Below are 19,435 nucleotides of genomic sequence, written 5' to 3' on the forward strand. Positions count from 1 at the left end.
TCCTGTTGAGTGCAGAGTGAGGGTCAGACGATCAGTTGCAGGCGCTTGAGTTCGAAGTGCTCGATCGCCTCGCGGGTCTGGTTGAGGAAATGCTGGAAGTGCGGGGTGTTGTTGTGAAACTCCAGGGCGGCCTCATCGTCCCAGCGTTCCAGGACGTAGAAGGTGCCCGGCTGTTCGGCGTCCTGATGCAATTGGTAGTACTGGCAGCCGGTCTCGGCACGGCTGGGGTGTACCAGGGCACTGAGTTCGTGCTTGAGGACGTTGTGCTGGTCAGGCTTGGCGATCAGGGTCGCGATGGCGGTAAAGGCTTGGGACATGGTGTTTACCTTTGGGCTGTCAGGTGATGGGCAGATAATTGGCTATTTCTCCTGAAGATAAAACCGGCTAAAAGAGCAGTCTCTTTCAATATTTTTTTGATAATCCAGGGGTGGATCCATGCTGCGATTCGATGACCTGCAACTGTTCGTGCGGGCCGCGGACCTGGGCAGCCTGTCGGCGGCGGCCCGGGTCATGGACCTGTCGCCGGCGGTGGCCAGCGCCGCCCTCAAGCGCATCGAAGAACACTTGGGGGCGCGTTTGCTGGCCCGTTCCACCCGCAGCCTGCGTCTGACGGCCGAGGGCGAGGGCTTTCTTGAATACGCTCGCGCCGCCTTGAGCAACCTGGATGAAGGGCGGCGCTTGCTGGCCAGCGGACAGGATCAGGTCAGCGGCGTGTTGCAGCTTTCCGCGCCCTCTGACTTTGGTCGCAACCTGCTGCTGCCCTGGCTCGACGAGTTCCAGCGCGAGCATCCCAAGCTCAGCGTGCGCCTGCTGCTGGGGGACCGGATTGCCGATCTGTTCCGCCAGCCGGTGGACATTGCCCTGCGCTATGGCGAGCCGGAGGACTCCAGTCTGGTGGCACTGCCGATAGCCCCGGACAATCTCCGGGTCCTGTGTGCGGCCCCCAGCTACCTGGCCCGGCACGGCGAGCCGCGCCAGCTGGAGCAACTGGCCCAGCACAACTGCCTGCTGTACATGCTCGACAGCCGGGCCCACGACCTTTGGAGTTTTTATGACGGCAAGCGCGAGGTGAGCCTGACCGTCAGCGGCGACCGCCTGAGTGACGATGCCGATGTAGTGCGGCGCTGGGCGGTGGCCGGCGAAGGGATTGCCTACAAGTCCTGGCTGGATGTGGCCGCCGACGTGCTGGCCGGCCGCTTGCAGGTGCTGTTGCCGGAGTTGCGTTGCGAAGGCGCGTCGCTGAACCTTTTGTGCACCCATCGCGCGCACTTGAGCAAACCGGTCAAGCTGCTGCGGGACATGCTCCAGGAGCGCTGCGCCCAGATCAGCGCCCGCCGCCCGTAAGAGCCGGGTTGCCGGCGAACCCAGGTGCCGCGCCCTCGGCGTCGCTGCCGGACGCGAACAGGTCGCCCTCAGCCATCACCCCCCGCTTCGATCCCGCACACTCGACGGGTCGTGCATTCAATCGGGGGAACAGGGCATGGGCATACAGGGATACAGCGCCGCAGAGCGCCTGGAGCGCTTACCTATCAGCGGTTATCACCGGGTGATCTTCATCATCATTGCCCTGGCGTTTTTCTTCGACTCCATGGATTTGGCGATGATGACCTTCCTGCTGGGGTCGATCAAAACCGAGTTCGGCCTGAGCTCGGCCCAGGCCGGCCTGCTGGCCAGCTCCAGCTTCTTCGGCATGGTGCTCGGCGCCTCGCTGTCGGGCATGCTCGCTGACCGCTTCGGGCGCAAGCCGGTGTTCCAATGGAGCATCGTGCTCTGGGGCGTGGCCAGTTACCTGTGTTCCACCGCCCAGAGCGTGGACAGCCTGACCCTGTTCCGGGTGCTGCTGGGCATCGGCATGGGCATGGAGTTTCCCATCGCCCAATCGATGCTCTCGGAGATGATTCCGGCGCAACGACGCGGGCGCTACATCGCCTTGATGGACGGCTTCTGGCCCTTGGGTTTTGTGGCGGCCGGTGCGCTGTCGTACTTCCTCCTGCCGCTGATCGGCTGGCGCGACATCTTCCTGGTGCTGGCGATTCCGGCAGTGTTCGTGCTGGTGATCCGCTTCTTCATTCCCGAGTCGCCGCGCTGGCTGGAGCAGGCTGGGCGCCATGCCGAGGCCGACCGGGTGCTGCTGGGCATCGAGGACAAGGTGCGGGCTGCCCTGGGTGGCGCCCCGTTGCCGGAACCGGTACGCCTGCCACGCATCGACAGTGCGCCGGGGCATTTTTTCTCCGCGCTGAAACAGATCTGGTCGCCCCTGTATCGGCAACGCACGATGATGATCTGGAGCCTGTGGTTCTTCGCATTGCTGGGGTTCTACGGGTTGACGTCCTGGCTCAGCGCCTTGCTGCAACAGTCCGGTTTTGCCGTGACCCAGTCGGTGTACTACACGGTGCTGATTTCCCTGGGCGGGATTCCCGGGTTCCTCATGGCCGCCTGGCTGGTGGAGCGCTGGGGGCGCAAGCCGGTGTGCATCGTCACCTTGCTCGGCGGCGGGATCATGGCCTTCTTCTACGGGCAGAGCGCGGTGTTTGGCGGCAACGTCAGCCTGTTGATCGGCACCGGCCTGCTGATGCAGTTCTTCCTGTTCGGCATGTGGGCGGTGCTCTACACCTACACGCCCGAGCTGTACCCGACGTCTGCCCGGGCTACGGGTTCGGGCTTTGCTTCGGCCGTTGGCCGGATCGGTTCGCTGCTGGGGCCGTTGGTGACCGGGCTGGTGTTTCCCATCACCGGGCAGGGCGGGGTGTTTGCCTTGGGGGCGGCGTGCTTTGTGGTGGCGGCGGGAGTGGTCTGGCTGTTCGGGATGGAGACCCGGGGCAAGACGCTGGAGGCGTTGAGCGAGGCGGGGGGGTGATAGAGAGGGGGGAGCTGTTCGCCGGCAAGCCGGCTCCTACAGGTTCGTGTAGGAGCCGGCTGGCCGGCGAAGGCTGTTACGGCTTGACCAGCCGCGCATCCAGGCTGTTCTGCGCCAGGCGCTGGGCCTGGTCCTGGGTCATGCCCAGGTCGGTGTACAAGGCGTGGAAGTTCTCGGTGACGTAGCCGCCGAAGTACGCCGGGTCATCGGAGTTGACCGTGACCTTCACCCCGCGCTCGAGCATTTGCAGGATGTTGTGCTGGGACATGTGGTCGAACACGCAGAGCTTGGTGTTGGACAGCGGGCACACGGTCAGCGGGATCTGTTCGTCGATGATGCGCTGCATCAGCCGCTCGTCTTCGAAGGCGCGCACGCCGTGGTCGATGCGCTGGATCTTCAACAGGTCCAGAGCTTGCCAGATGTACTCGGGCGGGCCTTCCTCGCCGGCATGGGCGACGGTCAGGAAGCCTTCACTGCGCGCACGGTCGAAGACCCGCTGGAACTTGCTCGGCGGGTGGCCCATTTCCGAGCTGTCCAGGCCGACGGCAACGAACGCATCGCGAAACGGCAGCGCCTGGTCGAGGGTCTTCTGTGCCTCTTCTTCGCTCAGGTGACGCAAGAAGCTGAGGATCAGGCCGCTGGTGATGCCCAGTTGCTGCTCGCCGTCTTTCAGCGCGGCGGCGATGCCGTTGAGCACCACTTCGAACGGGATGCCACGGTCGGTGTGGGTCTGCGGATCGAAGAACGGCTCGGTGTGAATCACGTTCTGCTCTTTGCAGCGCAGCAGGTAGGCCCAGGTCAGGTCGTAGAAGTCCTGTGAGGTGCGCAGCACATCGGCGCCCTGGTAATACAGGTCGAGGAACTCCTGCAGGTTGTTGAAGGCGTAGGCCTTGCGCAGGGTTTCGACGTCGCTCCAGGGCAGTGCGATCTTGTTGCGTTCGGCCAGGGCGAACAGCAGTTCCGGCTCCAGGGAGCCTTCCAGGTGCAGGTGCAACTCGGCCTTGGGCAAGGCGTTCAGCCAGTCATACATGGTGTTGTCTCATCAGGTGCAGGTGGGCGCTGCGAAGTGTGATGCGCTGCCGGGGCCGTGCCCTTCTCTGGGGAACTGGCGGCGGTTGCGGCGATCGCCAGGTTTTCACCGGGCCCGAAAAAGCCGCCATTCTACATCTGGCGGCGCGATTGTTCGGCAAAACCTGACCGAGTGGGCGATCAGGCCTGCTCCAGCTCCCGGCGATAGGCGTAGGTATCGGCAAAACGCGAGAGCAGGAATTCGGCGCAGGTGGTCAGCGGATACTTGGCCGGATGCTCCGCGTCCTGGCAGCCGGGCAGGCATTCGATGCGGGTGTCCGGGTGCGGTTCGGCGAAGAACGGCATCGAGTAGCGGTCCACCCCCAGCGGGCTGATGACCCGGTGCGGAGTCGACAGGTAACGGTCGTTGCTCCAGCGCGCCATCATGTCGCCCAGGTTGACCACGAAGGTGCCTGCAATGGGCGGCGCGTCGATCCACTGCCCCTGAACGTTGCGTACCTGCAAGCCACCGGCGGCGTCCTGGTAGAGCAGGGTGATGCAGCCATAGTCGGTGTGGGCGCCGGCGCCTTGCTGCTCGGTGCTGCTGGCGGTGTGGCGCGGCGGATAGTGGATCAGCCGCAGCACGCTGACCGGGTCCTGGAAGCGGCGGTCGAAGAAGTCGCGTTCGATGCCCAGGGCCAGGGTCATGGCCCGCAGCAGGGTCTGGGCCAGGGCCTGCATGTCCTGGTAGTGCTGTTCCATTAGGTCTTTCCAGCCGGGCAGGTCCGGGTGGCGGTTGGGGCCGCGCAGGGGCTTGTCCGCCACTACCTCGGGATGCTCGGCGGGCAGATGCAGGCCCATGTCGAAGGTTTCCTTGAGGTCGCTGGGCTTGCCCGGGTCCAGCTGCTCGGTGGCGATGGCGCCGTAGCCGCGATGGTGGCGGCTCTGGGTGATGTCGATCTTGAGTTTCTCGGCGCTGGGCAGGGCGAAGAACTGCTTGGCCATGGCCAGCAATTGCTCGATGCGTTGTGCGCTGATCGGGTGGCCCTTGATGTAGAAGAAGCCCCATTCGCGACAGGCGCGGTCGATCTGTTTGGCGACACTGTCCCAGCCTGGCTGGGCCTCCTGATACAGCGGGCTGATATCGATGATCGGCAGTTGATGCATGAAAAGGCTCCCATCCTGTTGGCGGTCCGTCGTCGCTGGCGGGTGCTCCGGCAGCGACGACCAGCTTATTTGGGGAGGTCTGCCTTCAGGCCTTCGACGTAGTAGTTCATCGAGGCCAGTTCGGCATTGCTGGCGCTGACCCCCGCAGGGATTTTTTCTGTCCCGCCCTGGTCCTTGATCGGGCCGGTGAACGGGTGGAACTGGCCACTCTTGATGCTGGCGATGATCTGCTCGGCCTCGGCTTTCACCGGGGCCGGCAGCAGGTCGCTGAGGGGCAGCTCAACCGTACCCTCTTTCAGGCCGCCCCAGTAGTCCTGGGATGTCCAGCTGTGGTCCAGCACCCCTTGGGTGGCCTGGATGTAGTGCGGGGCCCAGTTGTTGACGATGGAAGTCAGCACCGCCTTCGGGCCGAAGTGGGCCATGTCCGAGGCGTAGCCCACCGCATACACGCCACGGCGTTCTGCGGCCTGGATCGGCGCCGGGCTGTCGGTGTGCTGGAAGATCACGTCGGCGCCCTGGTCGATCAGGGCGTTGGCGGCGTCGGCTTCCTTGCCCGGGTCGAACCAGGAGTTGACCCACACCACTTTGATCTCGGTACCCGGGTTGTACTTGTTCAGGGCCAGCTGGATGGCGTTGATGTCGCGGATCACTTCCGGGATCGGGAAGGAGGCGACGTAGCCGATCTTCTTGCTCTTGGTCATCTTCGCCGCGAGGAAGCCGCCGACGTAGCGTCCCTCGTAAGTGCGCGCCAGGTAGGTGCCGAGGTTCTTGTCCTGCTTGTAGCCGGTGGCGTGTTCGAAGGTCACCTTGGGGAACTGCTTGGCGACTTTCAGGGTGGGGTTCATGTAGCCGAAGGAGGTGGTGAAGATCAGGTCGTAATGATCCTTGGCCATGTTGCGGATCACCCGCTCGGCGTCGGCGCCTTCGGCCACGTTCTCGACGTAGTTGGTCTTGATCTGCTCGCCGAATTTTTCCGCCAGTGCCTTGCGTCCTTGTTCATGCTGATAGGTCCAGCCGTGGTCGCCGATGGGACCGATGTAGACGAAGCCGACCTTCAGCGGATCGGCAGCGCTGGCGGCGAGACTGGCACTCAGGCCGACAGCGGCGGCCAGGGCGCAGAGCAGCTTGTGCAACGGGCGTGTATGCATGAATTGGAGCTCCATCTTGTTGTGGGGGAGGACTGGGTCGGCAAGCGCTTAAGGGCAATGCAAATAGCTGACCAACAGGACAACAAAGAGGGCGGTTGCGCCGGCGAGGCGGTTTCTACGGGGGCTTTGGGGCGAGCTTTTCGCTGGCAAGCCAGCTCCTACGGGGCTGGAATGTAGGAGCCGGCTTGCCGGCGAAGGGCTGTTCAAGATCCATCCCGGTGCGTGGCGCCTGAGCCTGGTGCACTGACATGTAACGAAACGTTAGTGACCCGAAGCAGTCTTTTATTCATCTCCTGTACTCGTTTTTATTTCCGTCAAAGGACTGCGATGCTCACTTCCCTCAAGCAAGAACAGTTTCTGCTGCTTGCGCTGCTGGCTGCCGTGGCCGCCTATCCCCTGGAACACCTGTTGCTCAATAGCGGCCAAGGCATCGCCCTGATGGCCGGGCTGGTGCTGATCGGCTTTATCGTCATCGCCTCGATGCGCGTTGCCCACCACGCCGAACGGCTGGCGGAAAAGGTCGGCGACCCCTACGGCACCATGATCCTGACCCTGGCCGCGGTGCTGGTGGAGGTGGTGATCCTGGCCATCATGATGAGCAACGAAGCCTCGCCGACCCTGGTGCGCGACACCATCTATTCGGCGGTGATGCTGGACATCAATGGCATCCTCGGCCTGGCCGCGTTGATGGGCGGCATCAAGCACGGCGAGCAGCCTTACAACGACGATTCGGCGCGCACCTACAGCGTGATGATCCTCACCGCCATGGGCGTGTCGATGGTGGTGCCGGAGTTCATCCCCGAGGCCGACTGGAAGGTGTATTCGGCCTTCACCATTGGCGCGATGGTGGTGCTCTATACCCTGTTCCTGCGCATGCAGGTCGGGCCGCACAGCTACTTCTTCAGCTATAGCTACCCGGAAAAGCGCCGTGCTAAAGAGGCCCAGGAACAGCCCCATGCCGTCAACCTGGCCTGGAGCATCGGCATCCTGGTGTTCGGGGTGGTGGTGATCGGCGCCCTGGCCGAGGTGATGTCCAAGACCCTTGACCTGGGCCTGGAAGGCACGGGCGCACCGCCGGTGATCACGGCAATCCTGGTGGCGGCCATTTCCGCCGCGCCGGAGATTCTCACCGCCCTGCGCGCGGCCTTGGCCAACCGCATGCAGTCGGTGGTCAACGTGGCACTGGGCGCCTCCCTGTCGACGGTGATCCTCACGGTGCCGGTGATGGAGGCCATGGCCTTGTACACCGGCCAGCCGTTCCAGATGGCCATGACTCCTGTGCAGACAGTGATGGTGTTCATCACCCTGATCGTCAGCGCGATCAACCTCAACGACGGTGAAACCAATGCCATAGAAGGCATGACTCACTTCGTGCTATTTGCCACCTTCATCATGCTGTCGCTGCTGGGCCTTTAAAGCGGCTGGGCTGACTGGATGGCGCAGCGAAAGCTGACACCGGGGGCATTCCAGGCCGCCAGTGCCCCCCAACGCCAACGGCGCACGGTGCTGGCCGAAGGAGAAAAGGTCGGGTCGTTGGCAAACTTGTTGTTGGCGCCGCGTTGCGCCCGATAGATGCCTGTTTCAGGCCCTTGCGGGTTCTCCACGGGAGACTCGCGATAGTAGTGTTTATCGTACCAATCGTTGACCCATTCACTGGCGTTGCCGGTGAGGTTGTAGAGGCCCAGCGGATTGGGCACAAACCTGTCCACGGCGAAGGTTTCGTTGTCGTCAGGGGCCGGGAAGTTGCGGCCGTAATCCAGATTGCCGTTGTCGGTGGCGAACATCACCGGCTGGCCGCGGTTGCGCGCCGCATATTCCCATTGCGCCTCGGTCGGCAGATCGACGCGATAGCCGCTGAGGTCTGCCAGCCAGCCACAGTAATCCTTGGCCTCTTGCCATGATCGAGAGGCCGGGGCGGGCAGGTTTTCAAGGTAGAGGTGCTTCATGTCTTCGCGTTTACGAAGTTCAGCGTCGAATGGCGGCTTGCCTTGGGCCAGGAAGAACAGATCAAAATCGCCCAAGGTGGTTTGCAGCGAGGACAGGTAATAGCTGCTCAATTTGACCGGGTGAACGAAATCGTCATCGACGTCTAGACTGATCCGCTCCATTTTTGCCGGGTCCACGCCGCAGGGCCATTGGCACAAGGCAAGTGGGTCGAAGCCATGGGGCCAACCGAAATCGCCCATCTGGAATTGGCCCCCTTCAATCAACACCATGTTGTCCAGCGAGCGGATCACTGTGTTGAGTACGGCATCGCGGTTTTGTGGGGACAGATTCGGGTATTTGCGGCTGATGGTCGAAGCAATTTCTGCCACTTTTTCAGGGGACAGCACTTTGCTGGGCGGGCCAGCAACCTCCTGTTTCTCGCAGCCTGAAATCAGCAGCGCGACGCAGAGCGCCAGTCCGTACTTTTGTTTCACGTAATGTCCCTATAGCGGTTCGTTCGAGGGCGGAAACTAACATGTTTCCTCAATCCGATTCCGCTTAAGGCGCAGGCGAGGGATCGGGTCCCTCGCCGTTGGACTCAACGATCAGCTACCAGCGATCAACTGCCGGGCCGCCTGGCTGTGATCGGCGATCAGGTTTTTCAGGTCCAGCCCTTCGACCTGGCCATCAATCACCCGCCACTTGCCACCAATCATGACCCGGTCCGCTCGATCCGCGCCGCACAACAGCAGCGCCGAAACCGGATCATGGCTACCCGAGAAACGCAGCTCATCAAGCTTGAACAACGCCAGGTCCGCCTGCTTGCCCACCGCCAGCTCGCCGATGTCGGTGCGGCCCAACAGGCTTGCCGAACCCTGGGTCGCCCAGCCCAATACCCGCTCCGGGGTGATCTTCTCGGCGCCGTAGCGCAGACGCTGGATGTACAGCGCCTGACGGGCTTCGAGGATCATGTTCGAGGCATCATTGGATGCCGAGCCATCCACGCCCAAGCCAAGCGGCGCCCCCGCATCGGTCAGCTCGATACTGGGGCAGATGCCGGAGGCCAGGCGCATGTTCGAACTCGGACAATGGCAGATGCCGGTGCCGGCAGCGCCCAGGCGGGCGATTTCATCCGGGTTGAAGTGGATGCCGTGGGCCAGCCAGGTACGCGGACCGAGCCAGCCGACGCTGTCCAGGTAATCCACGGTGCGCAGGCCGAAGCGCTGCAGGCAGAAGTCTTCTTCGTCGAGGGTCTCGGCGAGATGAGTGTGCAGACGCACATCGAGTCCGTTGGCCAGTTCGGCGCTGGCCGACATGATTTCCGGGGTCACCGAGAACGGCGAGCACGGCGCCAGGGCAATCTGGATTTGCGCGCCGTCGCCACGCTCGTGGTACTGGTGAATCAGGCGCTGACTGTCGTCGAGAATCACCTGGCCTTCCTGCACGGTCTGTTGCGGTGGCAGGCCGCCGTCCTTTTCGCCAAGGCTCATGGAACCGCGGGTGAGCATGGCGCGCATGCCCAGTTCACGCACGCTTTCGACTTGTACGTCGATGGCGTTTTCCAGACCGTCCGGGAACAGGTAGTGATGGTCGGCGGCGGTGGTGCAACCGGAAAGCAGCAGTTCGGCCAGCGCCACTTTGGTGGCCAGGGCGAGTTTTTCCGGGGTCAGCCGCGCCCAGACCGGGTACAGGGTCTTGAGCCAGGGGAACAGCGGCTGGTTGACCACCGGCGCCCAGGCCCGGGTCAGGGTTTGGTAGAAGTGATGGTGGGTGTTGATCAGGCCCGGCAGCAACACGTGCTCGCGGGCATCGAAGACCTGTTGGCAAGGGCTCGCAGGCTGTTGGCCCAGGCCCAGGACTTCGACGATCAGACCGTCTTGCACGACCAGGCCGCCACGGGCGTCGAGGGCATTGCCGGTGAAGATGGCCAGGGGATTTTTTAACCAGGTACGGGTCGCAGGCATGGTGGCCGGCTCCTCTGAAAGTGGGTTCAGGTTAGCCAGCTCAGTGTTGCCCTGTCTGCTGATCCAGGGTCGCCGCAAGGGGCGAGGTGCGCAGTCTAGCGAAAGATGTGCCGGGGGACAAAACTTGCGGCTTGCCCCCCGTTGCAGAGCCTTGGCCGCGCTGTGCAAGCGCTGCCAGGGGCATCGGTTACAGAGGTTGCGGGCTTACCAGGGGATGGTTTCGCCCTTGTAGTTGACGAAGTGATGGCCGCCCTTGCCGGTGTAGGCGTTGATCTGGGCGATCAGCCCACGGGTGCTGGTTTGCACGTCGATGTCAGCGCCTTCGCCGCCCATGTCGGTCTTTACCCAGCCCGGGTGCAGCGAGAGCACGGTCAGCTTCTGTTGCAACTGAGTCACGAAACTGTTGGTCATGGAATTCAGCGCCGCCTTGCTGGCCTTGTACAGCGCCAGCTCCGGAGCGTCCGGCATGGTCACGCTGCCTAGCACCGAACTCATGAACGCCAGCACGCCGCTGTCCTTGCGGATCTGCCCGACAAAGCGCTGGGCCAGGTTGATCGGCGCCACCGCGTTGGTGAAGAACAGCTGGCCGACTTCGGCCAGGGTCGCGTGGCCCGGCAGCTGGTTGTCCGGGCCCTTGACCCCGGCATTGACGAACAGCAGGTCGAACACCTGGTCCTTGAGTTTCTGGCTCAGGGCGATCACCGCTTGCTGATCGTCCATGTCCAGTTGTTCGATCTGCACCTTGCCCAGGGCCTGCAGGGCCTCGGCCTTGTGCGGGTTGCGCACGGTGGCGGTGACTTGCCAGCCGTCTTCCAGCAGGCGTTGTACCAGGCCGAGGCCCAGGCCCCGGGAGGCGCCGATGATCAGTGCGGTTTTTGCCGTGGACATGATGAGGTTCCTTGATAAATGAGGATCACGGATTCAATGGACAGGCTTGTCCCAGCCGCAGTTGCAGCTCGTGGCGCAACTGGCCCAGTTCTCCGATGCACATGCATGGGGCTCGAAAGGGCTTGACCCTTGAGCATACTCCAGGCTTTAGCCTGCGCGCTCCTTGAGTTGATGGAGCACTTCCTATGTGGACGACCGAACACTACCGAAAATTGGTCCGCGCCAGCGGCTGGTACGACTTGCTGGTGACGCTGGCCTTTGTCACCCCCTGGAGCTTCATGGCCCTGCACGAGTTGCTGCAGGGCGCGGTCCAGGCCTTCAATCTGCCCGGTAGCCTGCCTCCGTTCGAGCCGATGCACCTGCTGATGGCCAACCTCATGGGGTCGATTGTCTGCGTATGGTCGGTGCTGCGGATTCGTGATCCGCAGCAGGCGTTTGGTCGTTATGACGCGGTGGGGCGCCTCCTGTTTGCCACCTGGCTGGGGTACGCCCTGATGCACGGCGCCACGGCATTGATCGCGGTGTTCCTGGTTTTCGAACTGGCCTGGTGCGTGGCGCAGTTGCTGCCGGTCAAAGGCGACGTTGGCAAGCTGGCTCCAGCCGGGCGTGCGCCGGTCATTTAATGCCCCGCCTGCCACGGCTGCCCCAGGGAAACCGGTGCGTACAAACGGGTGCGCAAGGCGTCGCGCGATAGCAGCACCAGCACCAGGATGGTGGCGGCATAGGGCAGCATCGCCAGCAGGTTGGAGGGTATCGCCAGCCCCAGGCCCTGGGCCACCAGATGCAGGATGCTCGCCAGGCCGAACAGGTAGGCGCCGAGCAACAGTCGCCACACGCGCCAACTGGCGAACACCACCAGGGCCAGGGCAATCCAGCCGCGGCCGGCGCTCATGTTCTCGGCCCACATCGGGGTGTAGGCCAGGGACAGGTAGGCCCCGGCCAACCCGGCCATGGCGCCGCCGAACAGCACCGCGAGAGTGCGCACCCGCAGCACCGGCAGGCCCATGGCGCTGGCGGCGTCGGGGTTTTCGCCGACGGCCTGGATGATCAGGCCAACCCGGCTCTTGAGGAGCACCCAGGCCACCAGGGCGAACAGCGCGAAGGACAAGTACACCAGCAGATCCTGGGCAAACAGCATGCGGCCGATCAGCGGGATGTCGCTGAGCAATGGCAGCGCCAGCGGTTCGAACCCGGCCAGTGGCTTGCCGACCCAGGCCGCACCGACAAAGCTCGACAGGCCGACCCCGAAGATGGTCAACGCCAGCCCGGTAGCCACCTGATTGGCGTTGAACGCCAGGGCCACCAGGGCAAACAGCGCCGAGAGCAGCATTCCCGCCGCCATTGCCAGCAGCACGCCAAGCCATAAATGGCCGCTGTTGAGGGCGACGATAAAACCTATCACCGCGCCGAACAGCATCATGCCTTCCTGGCCGAGGTTGAGGACGCCGCTCTTTTCACAGATCAGTTCCCCCAGGGCCACCAGCAGCAAGGGCGTGCCGCAGCGCACCATGGCGTAGAGAATATTGCTCAGCAGATCGATATCCATTACAGGGCTCCGGCGGTTGCGCTGAGGGGCGTGTCGCGGCGTGCCCAGCGCAGGTTCAGGCGCGGCCGATAGAGAATCAGTACGTCACAGGCCAGGAGGAAGAACAGCATCATGCCCTGGAACAACTGGGTAATGGCCTGGGGCAGGTTGAGGCTCATCTGCGCGCTTTCGCCACCGATGTACAGCAGGGCCATGAGCAGGCTGGAGAACAGGATGCCGATGGGGTTCAAGCGTCCAAGAAAGGCCACGGTGATCGCCGCATAGCCGTAGCCGGGGGAGACTTGCGGCACCAGTTGGCCGATGGGGCCGGTGACTTCACAGACCCCGGCCAGCCCTGCCAGGGCGCCGCTGATCAATAGCGCCAGCCAGATCAGGCGCTGCTGGCGAAAGCCGACGAAACCTGCGGCGCGGGTGTCCAGCCCGAGGACCTTGATCTGGAAACCGACGAAGCTTTTCTGCAGCAGTACCCAGACTGCCACCAGGGCCAGCAGGGCGAAATACACCCCGGCGTGGACCCGACCGTCTTCCATCAACTGTGGCAAGCGGCTGGCGTCGCCGAACATCGCCGACTCGGGGAAGTTGAACCCGGCGGGGTCCTTCAATGGGCCGTGTACGCAATACAGCAACAGGTTCAGGGCGATGTAGTTGAGCATGATGCTGGTAAGGATTTCGTTGGCGTTGAAACGCGTGCGCAACCAGGCGGTGAGCCCGGCCCAGGCGGCGCCGGCCAGGGTGCCGGTGAGCAGGATCAGTACCAGCGCCCAGCGACTTTGCAACTCGATGAGGTTGACCGCCAGGGCGCTGCCGGCCAGGGCCCCGAGCAGCAATTGGCCTTCAGCGCCGATGTTCCAGATGCGGGCCCGGTAGGCCACTGCCAGGCCCAGGGCGCAGAGCAGGATCGGCAGCGCCTTGACCAGCAGTTCCGAGACGCCGTACAGGTCGCTGACCGGGGCGATCAGCAGGGTGTGCAAGGTCAGCAGCGGGTCATGCCCCAGGGCCATGAACAGCAGGGCGCCACAGCTCAGGGTCAGCAGCGCGGCCAGAAGAGGGGAACACCAGAGCATCAGGCGCGACTGGCGGCCGCGAGGTTCGAGTGAAAGCAGCATGGACGACTCCGTTAAACCGCCGGGGCAGGGGTGTAGGGGACGGCTTCGAAGTGGCCGGCCATCCAGGCGCCGACTTCGACCAATGAGGTGTCGGCGCAGGCTTTGGGCGTCGAGAGACGACCGCCGCACAGGGCGGCAATGCGATCGCTGATCTGCAGCAGTTCATCCAGGTCTTCGGAGATCACCAGGATCGCCGCGCCGGCATCGCGCAGGGCGATCAGTGCCCGGTGAATGGTGGCAGCGGCACCCACGTCGACGCCCCAGGTCGGGTGCGCGGCGATCAGCAAGCGCGGTTGCTGGAGGATCTCGCGGCCGAGGATGAATTTCTGCAGATTGCCGCCGGACAGGCTGCGGGCCGGGCTCTGGGCATCACCGGTCTTGACCCCGAAGCGCTGGATTATTTTCTCGGCCAGGGCGCGGACCTTGGCTCTTTGAATCAGGCCATTGCGGACCAGTCCCTGTTGAAAGGCGCTGAGCAGCGCGTTGTCTTCCAGGCTCAGTTCCGGCACGGCACCTTGCCCCAGGCGTTCGGCGGGGACGAAGGCCAGCCCCTTTCGGCGTCTTGCATCGGGGTAGAGATGGCCGACGGCCTGGCCGGCCAGGCAGATGCGTTGGGCCTCACCGGGAGCCAGGCGTTGCTCGCCGCTGAGCAGGGCCAGCAGTTCGTCCTGGCCATTGCCGGCGACCCCGGCGATGCCGACGATTTCGCCACTGCGCAGGCTCAGGTCGATGGCCTTGAGGGAGCAGCCGAAGGGATCGGGGTTGTGCCAGCTCAACTCGCGGATCTGCAGGAATTCGGTAGCGCCGCTGACCTTGGGGTAGTCGGCGAGCAGGGCCGCCGTGTCACCCACCATCAGTTGCGCCAGTTCCTGGTTCGAGCATTCGGCCGGCCGACAGTGCCCGGCCACCCGGCCGCCCCGCAGTACTGTGGCGCTGTGGCACAGCGCGCGGACTTCGGCGAGCTTGTGGCTGATGAACAGGATGCTGCAGCCCTCGGCCGCCAGCCGGCGCAGGGTGATGAACAGTTCTTCGGCCTCTTGCGGGGTCAGCACTGAGGTGGGTTCGTCGAGAATCAACAGGCGGATGTCCTGCATCAGGCAGCGCACGATCTCCACTCGCTGGCGTTCGCCGATGGACAGGCTGTGCACCAGGCGCTGGGGTTCCAGGGCCATGCCGTAGCGCTGGGACACTTCGCGGATCTTGCCTTCCAGCTGGCCCGGCGTGCCGGCCGCCGAACCCATGGCCAGGGCGATGTTTTGCGCGACGCTGAGGGTTTCGAACAATGAGAAGTGCTGGAACACCATGCCGATTCCCAGGCCGCGAGCATGGGCCGGGCTGCTGATGAGCTGACGCCGGCCTTGCCAGATCAACTCCCCCGAGTCGGCCTGGATCACCCCGTAGATGATCTTCATCAAGGTGCTTTTGCCGGCGCCGTTCTCGCCGAGCAGGGCCTGGATTTCACCTGGGGCGATGCTCAGGTCGATGGCGTCGTTGGCCAGGCAACCGGGATAGCGCTTGCTGATCTGGCGCAGTTGCAGGCGCGGAGTTTGTGCGATGGGCACAGCGGAATTTGGCATGACGGGCTCAGGGGATTGGAGTTGTTGCTGTGGATAAAGCAATTTCCTGGCCAGTAGGTCAGGAAAGCTCAGGCGCCGCCCTGGAGTGCCCCTTGAACTGTCGGAGGAGGCGGATACCGGGCACCACTTCGGGGCAAAGTGTTTGAAAGGGCTCTGTTTTTGTCCGCGGCAAACTGAGCAAAAAATGACCAGTGGCCTGCAGGCCCTGTGCAGTCAGCGGCTGGAGCAGCCTTGCACGGGTTATCCACAGCTTGCTCCACAGTATTTGTGTGCAAGCCTGGAACTTGGGCATAAGCCCGGCAGCCTTGCCTTCCAACCGCGATAAACCACTCTAACTTGCTGTTTTACGTTGCAAAAAAGTCCACTGGAGGAACTTTGGGCAAAAAATGAACAAAGCCCGCAAAGCCACGTTACAGAAGGGTTACAGCGCTATGTGCTCAGGTTATCCACAGTCGGGTGCACAGCAGATGTGGGCAACTGCGGGAGGCTCTGCCGGGTTATGCACAAGGTGCTCGGGCCGGGTTGGTGCGCTCAGCGCTGCAAGAGGATGCGTCCGCGGCTGAGGTCGGCCAACTGCTGTTGCAGGGTATCGATCTGCTCTTCGCCCAGGGCCAGTTGCAACTCCACGCCATGGGCGGTGAAGTCTTCCTGGACCAGTAGTCCGCCCAGATCGGCGATCCGCAACTTGACCAGGGCCAGCTCGCTGAAACTGCAGGCGCAGCGCAGCGGTATGCGGTTGACCAGGGCGATGCGTTCGGCGCCTTGCAGGCATTTGTTGGCACCGCCGCCGTAGGCCCGGGCCAGGCCACCAGTGCCCAGCTGGATGCCGCCGTACCAGCGGATCACCAGCACGGCTACCTGATCGCAATCCTGGGCCTCGATGGCCGCGAGGATCGGCCGTCCGGCGGTGCCGCCAGGTTCGCCGTCGTCGTTGCTGCGGTACTGATCGGCCAGCTTCCATGCCCAGCAATTGTGGGAGGCGTTGAGGTCACTGTATTGCTGGATGAAGGCTTGGGCCTCGACCGCGCTGGTGATGGGCGCGGCAAAGGTGATGAAGCGGCTTTTGCGAATCTCTTCGCGGTACTCGCAAAGGCCGGCCAGGGTAAAGGGCATGAGCGTCAGTCTTTCTGGGCGGGAGTCAGGCCACAGCCTTTGAGGATGATACGGATCAGGTTGGTGCCGGCCTCTTCGAAATCCTGCTTGGTCAGGCGGCTGCGGCCGGTGACGCGGCAGATCTGGGTGGCGAAGTCGGCGTAGTGCTGGGTGCTGCCCCAGAGCAGGAAGATCAGGTGCACCGGGTCAACCGGGTCCATCTTGCCGGCGTCGATCCAGGCCTGGAACACATTGGCCCGGCCTTGGAACCAGGCGCGGTAGTCCTGGCTGAAGTATTCGCTCAGGCATTCGCCGCCACTGATGATTTCCATGGCGAAGATCCGCGAGGCCTGTGGCTGGCGACGGGAAAATTCCATCTTGGCGCGGATGTAGCGGGTCAGGGCCTCCGCCGGGTCATCCTCGGCGGTGAGGGTGTTGAAGGTGCTGTCCCAGAGTTCGAGGATGTTGCTCAGCACCGCGATGTACAGCCCCAGCTTGTTGGTGAAGTAGTAGTGCAGGTTGGCTTTGGGCAGGCCGGCCTTCTGCGCGATGGTGTTCATGCTGGTGCCTTTGAAGCCGTGACGGGCGAACTCGTCCTCGGCGGCCTGGATGATGGCCTCTTCATTCTTCTGCCGAATGCGGCTGGCGGGTTTGCCTGGGTGAGGAGTGCTGTGGGCGGGGACTTCAAAGGTCATGGAGGTTTCCGAGCAAGTCTGTGGGTGCAACCTGTGCGTTGATAGCGCACCCAGGTTGATCAGACAAGCCTTGGCGCGACAAAAGCTTCAGCGGGCCTTCAGGCTGTGTTTTTCCGGCGCCGGATTTATGTCGTTTGGCAGGCTTTTACCTTCCGGCAGCAGGCGCATCAGCAGGGCTGCCAGGGGGTGCGGCGGTCGTTGAGTCCATGGATCAGTTCACCGCTGCGGGAAGCATCTGGCTGCAGGGCGTGGAGCTCGGGCTGAAGGTTCTAGATGCCGAGGTCTTTGCAAAAAAGCGGTCCAGGTGCTCAGGCCATTTTGTCTGGTTGTCGATGCGGCCATGCGAGTACGGGGCTTTGCCGGTTTTTAGCGGGTCGCCGCCAGGCTCTCCAGGAAGCTTTCCAGCACCAGGTGGGGGCGCCGGCCCTTGCGTGTGACCGATGCCAGGCTCAGGTCATAAAAGCGAGACTTGGGCTTGAGCGCGCGCAACCGGCCCTGCTGCACCCAGAGGGTGGCGTAGTGGTCAGGGAGGTAGCCGATATAGCGTCCGGTGAGGATCAGGAAGGCCATGCCTTCGCGGTCGGATGCGCTGGCGGTGCAGTTCAATGCTTGATAGTGGGCCTGGATTTCCGCGGGCAGGCGGAAGGTCGGGGCAATGGCGTCCTGGTCATTGAGACGCTGATCGTCCAGTTGCTTGTCGTCCACGTAGAACAGGGGATGGCCCACCGCGCAGTACAGCAACGAACGTTCGTCATACAGCGGCTGATACTCCAATCCAGACAGGGCGCTGGCCTGGGGCACCACGCCGACGTGCAGGCGACCGTCGAGTACCCCTTGCTCGACTTCGTTGGGGGCGATCATGCGGATCTGGATCTGCACGTCCGGGCCGCGCTCCTTCAATTGCGCCAGGGCGTGGGTGATGCGCATGTGGGGCAGGGTCACCAGGTTGTCGGTGAGGCCGATGATCAACTCGCCCCGCAGGTGGCGGTGCAGGCCGTTGACCTCGGTGCGGAAGCTCTCCAGGGCGCTGAGCAGTTGCAGGCTCGACTGATAGACCTCGCGGCCTTCTTCGGTGAGGGAAAAGCCGGCGCGTCCGCGTTGGCACAGGCGCAGGCCGACCCGTTGCTCCAGATCACTCATCTGTTGGCTGATGGCCGAGCGGCCAATGCCGAGCACGGTCTCTGCGGCGGAGAAACCACCGCATTCCACAACGCTGCGAAAGATCCGCAGCAGGCGGATATCAAAGTCGCTGACTTGCGCCAGCGGGTCGGCGCGACGGCTGCTCATAGTTTAGTGGATGCCAGACTGAAGGTTATTAAAGTTGGATTTCACCGACTTTATAGCCGTGGCAACTTAGTCGCAACAACGCTTTTATTCCTACGCCGCTTCATTGCCTTGCGAGGTTTTGCTCATGAACATGCCGGAAACCGCGATTCCATCTTTGGCCAGTCAGCTCAAGCTTGACGCTCACTGGATGCCCTACACCGCCAATCGCAACTTCCAACGCGACCCGCGCCTGATCGTCGGCGCCGAAGGCAGCTGGCTGGTGGATGACAAGGGCCGCAAGGTCTATGACTCGCTGTCCGGTCTGTGGACCTGCGGCGCCGGTCACTCGCGCAAAGAGATCCAGGAAGCGGTATCCAAGCAACTGGGCACCCTGGATTACTCCCCAGGCTTCCAATACGGTCACCCGCTGTCGTTTCAACTGGCGGAAAAAATCACCGACCTGACTCCGGGCAACCTGAACCACGTGTTCTTCACCGACTCCGGCTCCGAGTGCGCTGATACCGCAGTGAAGATGGTGCGTGCCTACTGGCGCCTGAAAGGCCAGTCGACCAAGACCAAGATGATCGGCCGTGCCCGTGGCTATCACGGTGTGAACATCGCCGGCACCAGTCTGGGCGGGGTCAACGGCAACCGTAAACTGTTCGGCCAGGCAATGATGGATGTGGACCACCTGCCGCACACTCTGCTGGCCAGTAACGCGTTTTCCCGTGGCATGCCGGAGCAGGGCGGTATTGCCCTGGCCGATGAGCTGCTGAAGCTGATCGAACTGCACGATGCTTCCAATATCGCTGCGGTCTTCGTCGAGCCGATGGCTGGCTCGGCTGGCGTACTGGTGCCGCCACAGGGTTATCTCAAGCGTCTGCGGGAAATCTGTGATCAGCACAACATCCTGCTGGTGTTCGACGAAGTGATCACAGGCTTCGGTCGTACGGGTGCGATGTTTGGCGCCGACAGCTTCGGCGTAACCCCGGATCTGATGTGTGTGGCCAAGCAGGTCACCAACGGCGCCATTCCCATGGGCGCGGTGATTGCCAGCTCCGAGATCTATCAGACCTTCATGAACCAGGCGACGCCTGAGTACGCAGTGGAATTCCCCCACGGCTACACCTATTCGGCGCACCCGGTGGCGTGCGCTGCGGGTCTGGCGGCACTGGATCTGCTGCAGAAGGAAAAC

General features: G+C 63.2%; 18 protein-coding genes (1 of these 18 cut by a window edge). 5 read left to right on the forward strand and 13 right to left on the reverse strand.

What is annotated here, in order from left to right:
* Positions 1 to 23 precede the first annotated feature (23 nt).
* Positions 24 to 317 (reverse strand): putative quinol monooxygenase, encoded by a 294-nt coding sequence (locus tag LOY69_RS03535; protein WP_102881919.1) that lies wholly within the window; start codon positions 315 to 317, stop codon positions 24 to 26.
* Between the two features lie 118 nt (positions 318 to 435).
* On the opposite strand from LOY69_RS03535, the gene LOY69_RS03540 reads away from it, so the two are divergent.
* Together LOY69_RS03540 and LOY69_RS03545 are read left to right on the forward strand one after the other, a co-directional pair.
* Positions 436 to 1,344 carry a LysR family transcriptional regulator gene (locus LOY69_RS03540; RefSeq protein ID WP_102863034.1) on the forward strand — a complete coding sequence of 303 codons (909 nt, stop codon included), beginning with the start codon at positions 436 to 438 and terminating at the stop codon, positions 1,342 to 1,344.
* A gap of 136 nt (positions 1,345 to 1,480) precedes the next feature.
* Positions 1,481 to 2,857 (forward strand): MFS transporter, encoded by a 1,377-nt coding sequence (locus tag LOY69_RS03545; RefSeq protein ID WP_265074138.1) that lies wholly within the window; start codon positions 1,481 to 1,483, stop codon positions 2,855 to 2,857.
* Positions 2,858 to 2,933: 76 nt separating this feature from the next.
* Here the strand turns inward: LOY69_RS03545 and LOY69_RS03550 are convergent, their stop codons facing one another.
* The 3 genes from LOY69_RS03550 to LOY69_RS03560 form a co-directional block, all read right to left on the reverse strand.
* Positions 2,934 to 3,887, reverse strand: a complete 954-nt coding sequence (locus LOY69_RS03550; RefSeq protein WP_102881917.1) for an adenosine deaminase — start codon at positions 3,885 to 3,887, stop codon at positions 2,934 to 2,936.
* A gap of 179 nt (positions 3,888 to 4,066) precedes the next feature.
* Complete coding sequence (locus LOY69_RS03555; protein ID WP_170001542.1) at positions 4,067 to 5,032, reverse strand: 2-oxoglutarate and iron-dependent oxygenase domain-containing protein; 966 nt, start codon at positions 5,030 to 5,032, stop codon at positions 4,067 to 4,069.
* Between the two features lie 65 nt (positions 5,033 to 5,097).
* Positions 5,098 to 6,180, reverse strand: a complete 1,083-nt coding sequence (locus tag LOY69_RS03560; protein ID WP_102881915.1) for a BMP family ABC transporter substrate-binding protein — start codon at positions 6,178 to 6,180, stop codon at positions 5,098 to 5,100.
* 327 nt (positions 6,181 to 6,507) lie between these two features.
* Between LOY69_RS03560 and LOY69_RS03565 the strand changes: the two genes are divergently transcribed.
* The gene (locus LOY69_RS03565; RefSeq protein ID WP_102881913.1) at positions 6,508 to 7,596 is read left to right on the forward strand and encodes a calcium:proton antiporter; all 1,089 of its coding nucleotides are present in this window, start codon (positions 6,508 to 6,510) and stop codon (positions 7,594 to 7,596) included.
* Here the strand turns inward: LOY69_RS03565 and LOY69_RS03570 are convergent.
* The 3 genes from LOY69_RS03570 to LOY69_RS03580 all read right to left on the reverse strand — a co-directional run bounded on the left by LOY69_RS03570 (position 7,593) and on the right by LOY69_RS03580 (position 10,958).
* Entirely contained in the window at positions 7,593 to 8,600 is a 1,008-nt protein-coding gene (locus tag LOY69_RS03570) for a formylglycine-generating enzyme family protein (RefSeq protein WP_265074139.1), read from the reverse strand. The two genes, LOY69_RS03565 and LOY69_RS03570, sit on opposite strands and share 4 nt — an antisense overlap.
* A 111-nt stretch (positions 8,601 to 8,711) precedes the next feature.
* On the reverse strand, positions 8,712 to 10,070 hold the full coding sequence (locus LOY69_RS03575; protein ID WP_253084190.1) for an 8-oxoguanine deaminase: 1,359 nt from the start codon (positions 10,068 to 10,070) through the stop codon (positions 8,712 to 8,714).
* Between the two features lie 204 nt (positions 10,071 to 10,274).
* Complete coding sequence (locus LOY69_RS03580) at positions 10,275 to 10,958, reverse strand: SDR family oxidoreductase (protein WP_102863041.1); 684 nt, start codon at positions 10,956 to 10,958, stop codon at positions 10,275 to 10,277.
* 185 nt (positions 10,959 to 11,143) lie between these two features.
* On the opposite strand from LOY69_RS03580, the gene LOY69_RS03585 reads away from it, so the two are divergent.
* Positions 11,144 to 11,581: a hypothetical protein gene (locus LOY69_RS03585; RefSeq protein ID WP_110595509.1), complete on the forward strand. Its 438-nt coding sequence runs from the start codon at positions 11,144 to 11,146 to the stop codon at positions 11,579 to 11,581.
* Here LOY69_RS03585 and LOY69_RS03590 read toward each other — a convergent pair.
* The 6 genes from LOY69_RS03590 to LOY69_RS03615 form a co-directional block, all read right to left on the reverse strand.
* A complete protein-coding gene (locus LOY69_RS03590; protein ID WP_207167023.1) occupies positions 11,578 to 12,504 on the reverse strand; it encodes an ABC transporter permease in 927 nt (308 codons plus the stop codon). The two genes, LOY69_RS03585 and LOY69_RS03590, sit on opposite strands and share 4 nt — an antisense overlap.
* Entirely contained in the window at positions 12,504 to 13,610 is a 1,107-nt protein-coding gene (locus LOY69_RS03595; protein ID WP_102881908.1) for an ABC transporter permease, read from the reverse strand. Before LOY69_RS03595 ends, LOY69_RS03590 begins: the two co-directional genes overlap by 1 nt.
* Positions 13,611 to 13,621: 11 nt before the next feature.
* Positions 13,622 to 15,187 carry an ABC transporter ATP-binding protein gene (locus tag LOY69_RS03600; RefSeq protein ID WP_265074140.1) on the reverse strand — a complete coding sequence of 522 codons (1,566 nt, stop codon included), beginning with the start codon at positions 15,185 to 15,187 and terminating at the stop codon, positions 13,622 to 13,624.
* A 531-nt stretch (positions 15,188 to 15,718) separates the two neighbouring features.
* Positions 15,719 to 16,300 carry an IMPACT family protein gene (locus LOY69_RS03605; RefSeq protein WP_213664684.1) on the reverse strand — a complete coding sequence of 194 codons (582 nt, stop codon included), beginning with the start codon at positions 16,298 to 16,300 and terminating at the stop codon, positions 15,719 to 15,721.
* A gap of 5 nt (positions 16,301 to 16,305) precedes the next feature.
* Positions 16,306 to 16,974 (reverse strand): TetR/AcrR family transcriptional regulator, encoded by a 669-nt coding sequence (locus tag LOY69_RS03610; protein ID WP_102863047.1) that lies wholly within the window; start codon positions 16,972 to 16,974, stop codon positions 16,306 to 16,308.
* Between the two features lie 366 nt (positions 16,975 to 17,340).
* On the reverse strand, positions 17,341 to 18,261 hold the full coding sequence (locus tag LOY69_RS03615) for a LysR family transcriptional regulator (protein WP_102863048.1): 921 nt from the start codon (positions 18,259 to 18,261) through the stop codon (positions 17,341 to 17,343).
* Between the two features lie 124 nt (positions 18,262 to 18,385).
* On the opposite strand from LOY69_RS03615, the gene LOY69_RS03620 reads away from it, so the two are divergent.
* Positions 18,386 to 19,435, forward strand: the 5' portion of a protein-coding gene (locus LOY69_RS03620) for an aspartate aminotransferase family protein (RefSeq protein ID WP_102881904.1). Its footprint extends 300 nt past the window's final position; 1,050 of the gene's 1,350 nt are visible here — the first part of the coding sequence; it begins with the start codon at positions 18,386 to 18,388; its stop codon lies beyond the right edge, outside the window.

The sequence above is a fragment of the Pseudomonas sp. B21-059 genome (assembly GCF_026016285.1).
In the GTDB taxonomy this organism is placed as follows: Bacteria; Pseudomonadota; Gammaproteobacteria; order Pseudomonadales; family Pseudomonadaceae; genus Aquipseudomonas; species Aquipseudomonas danubii.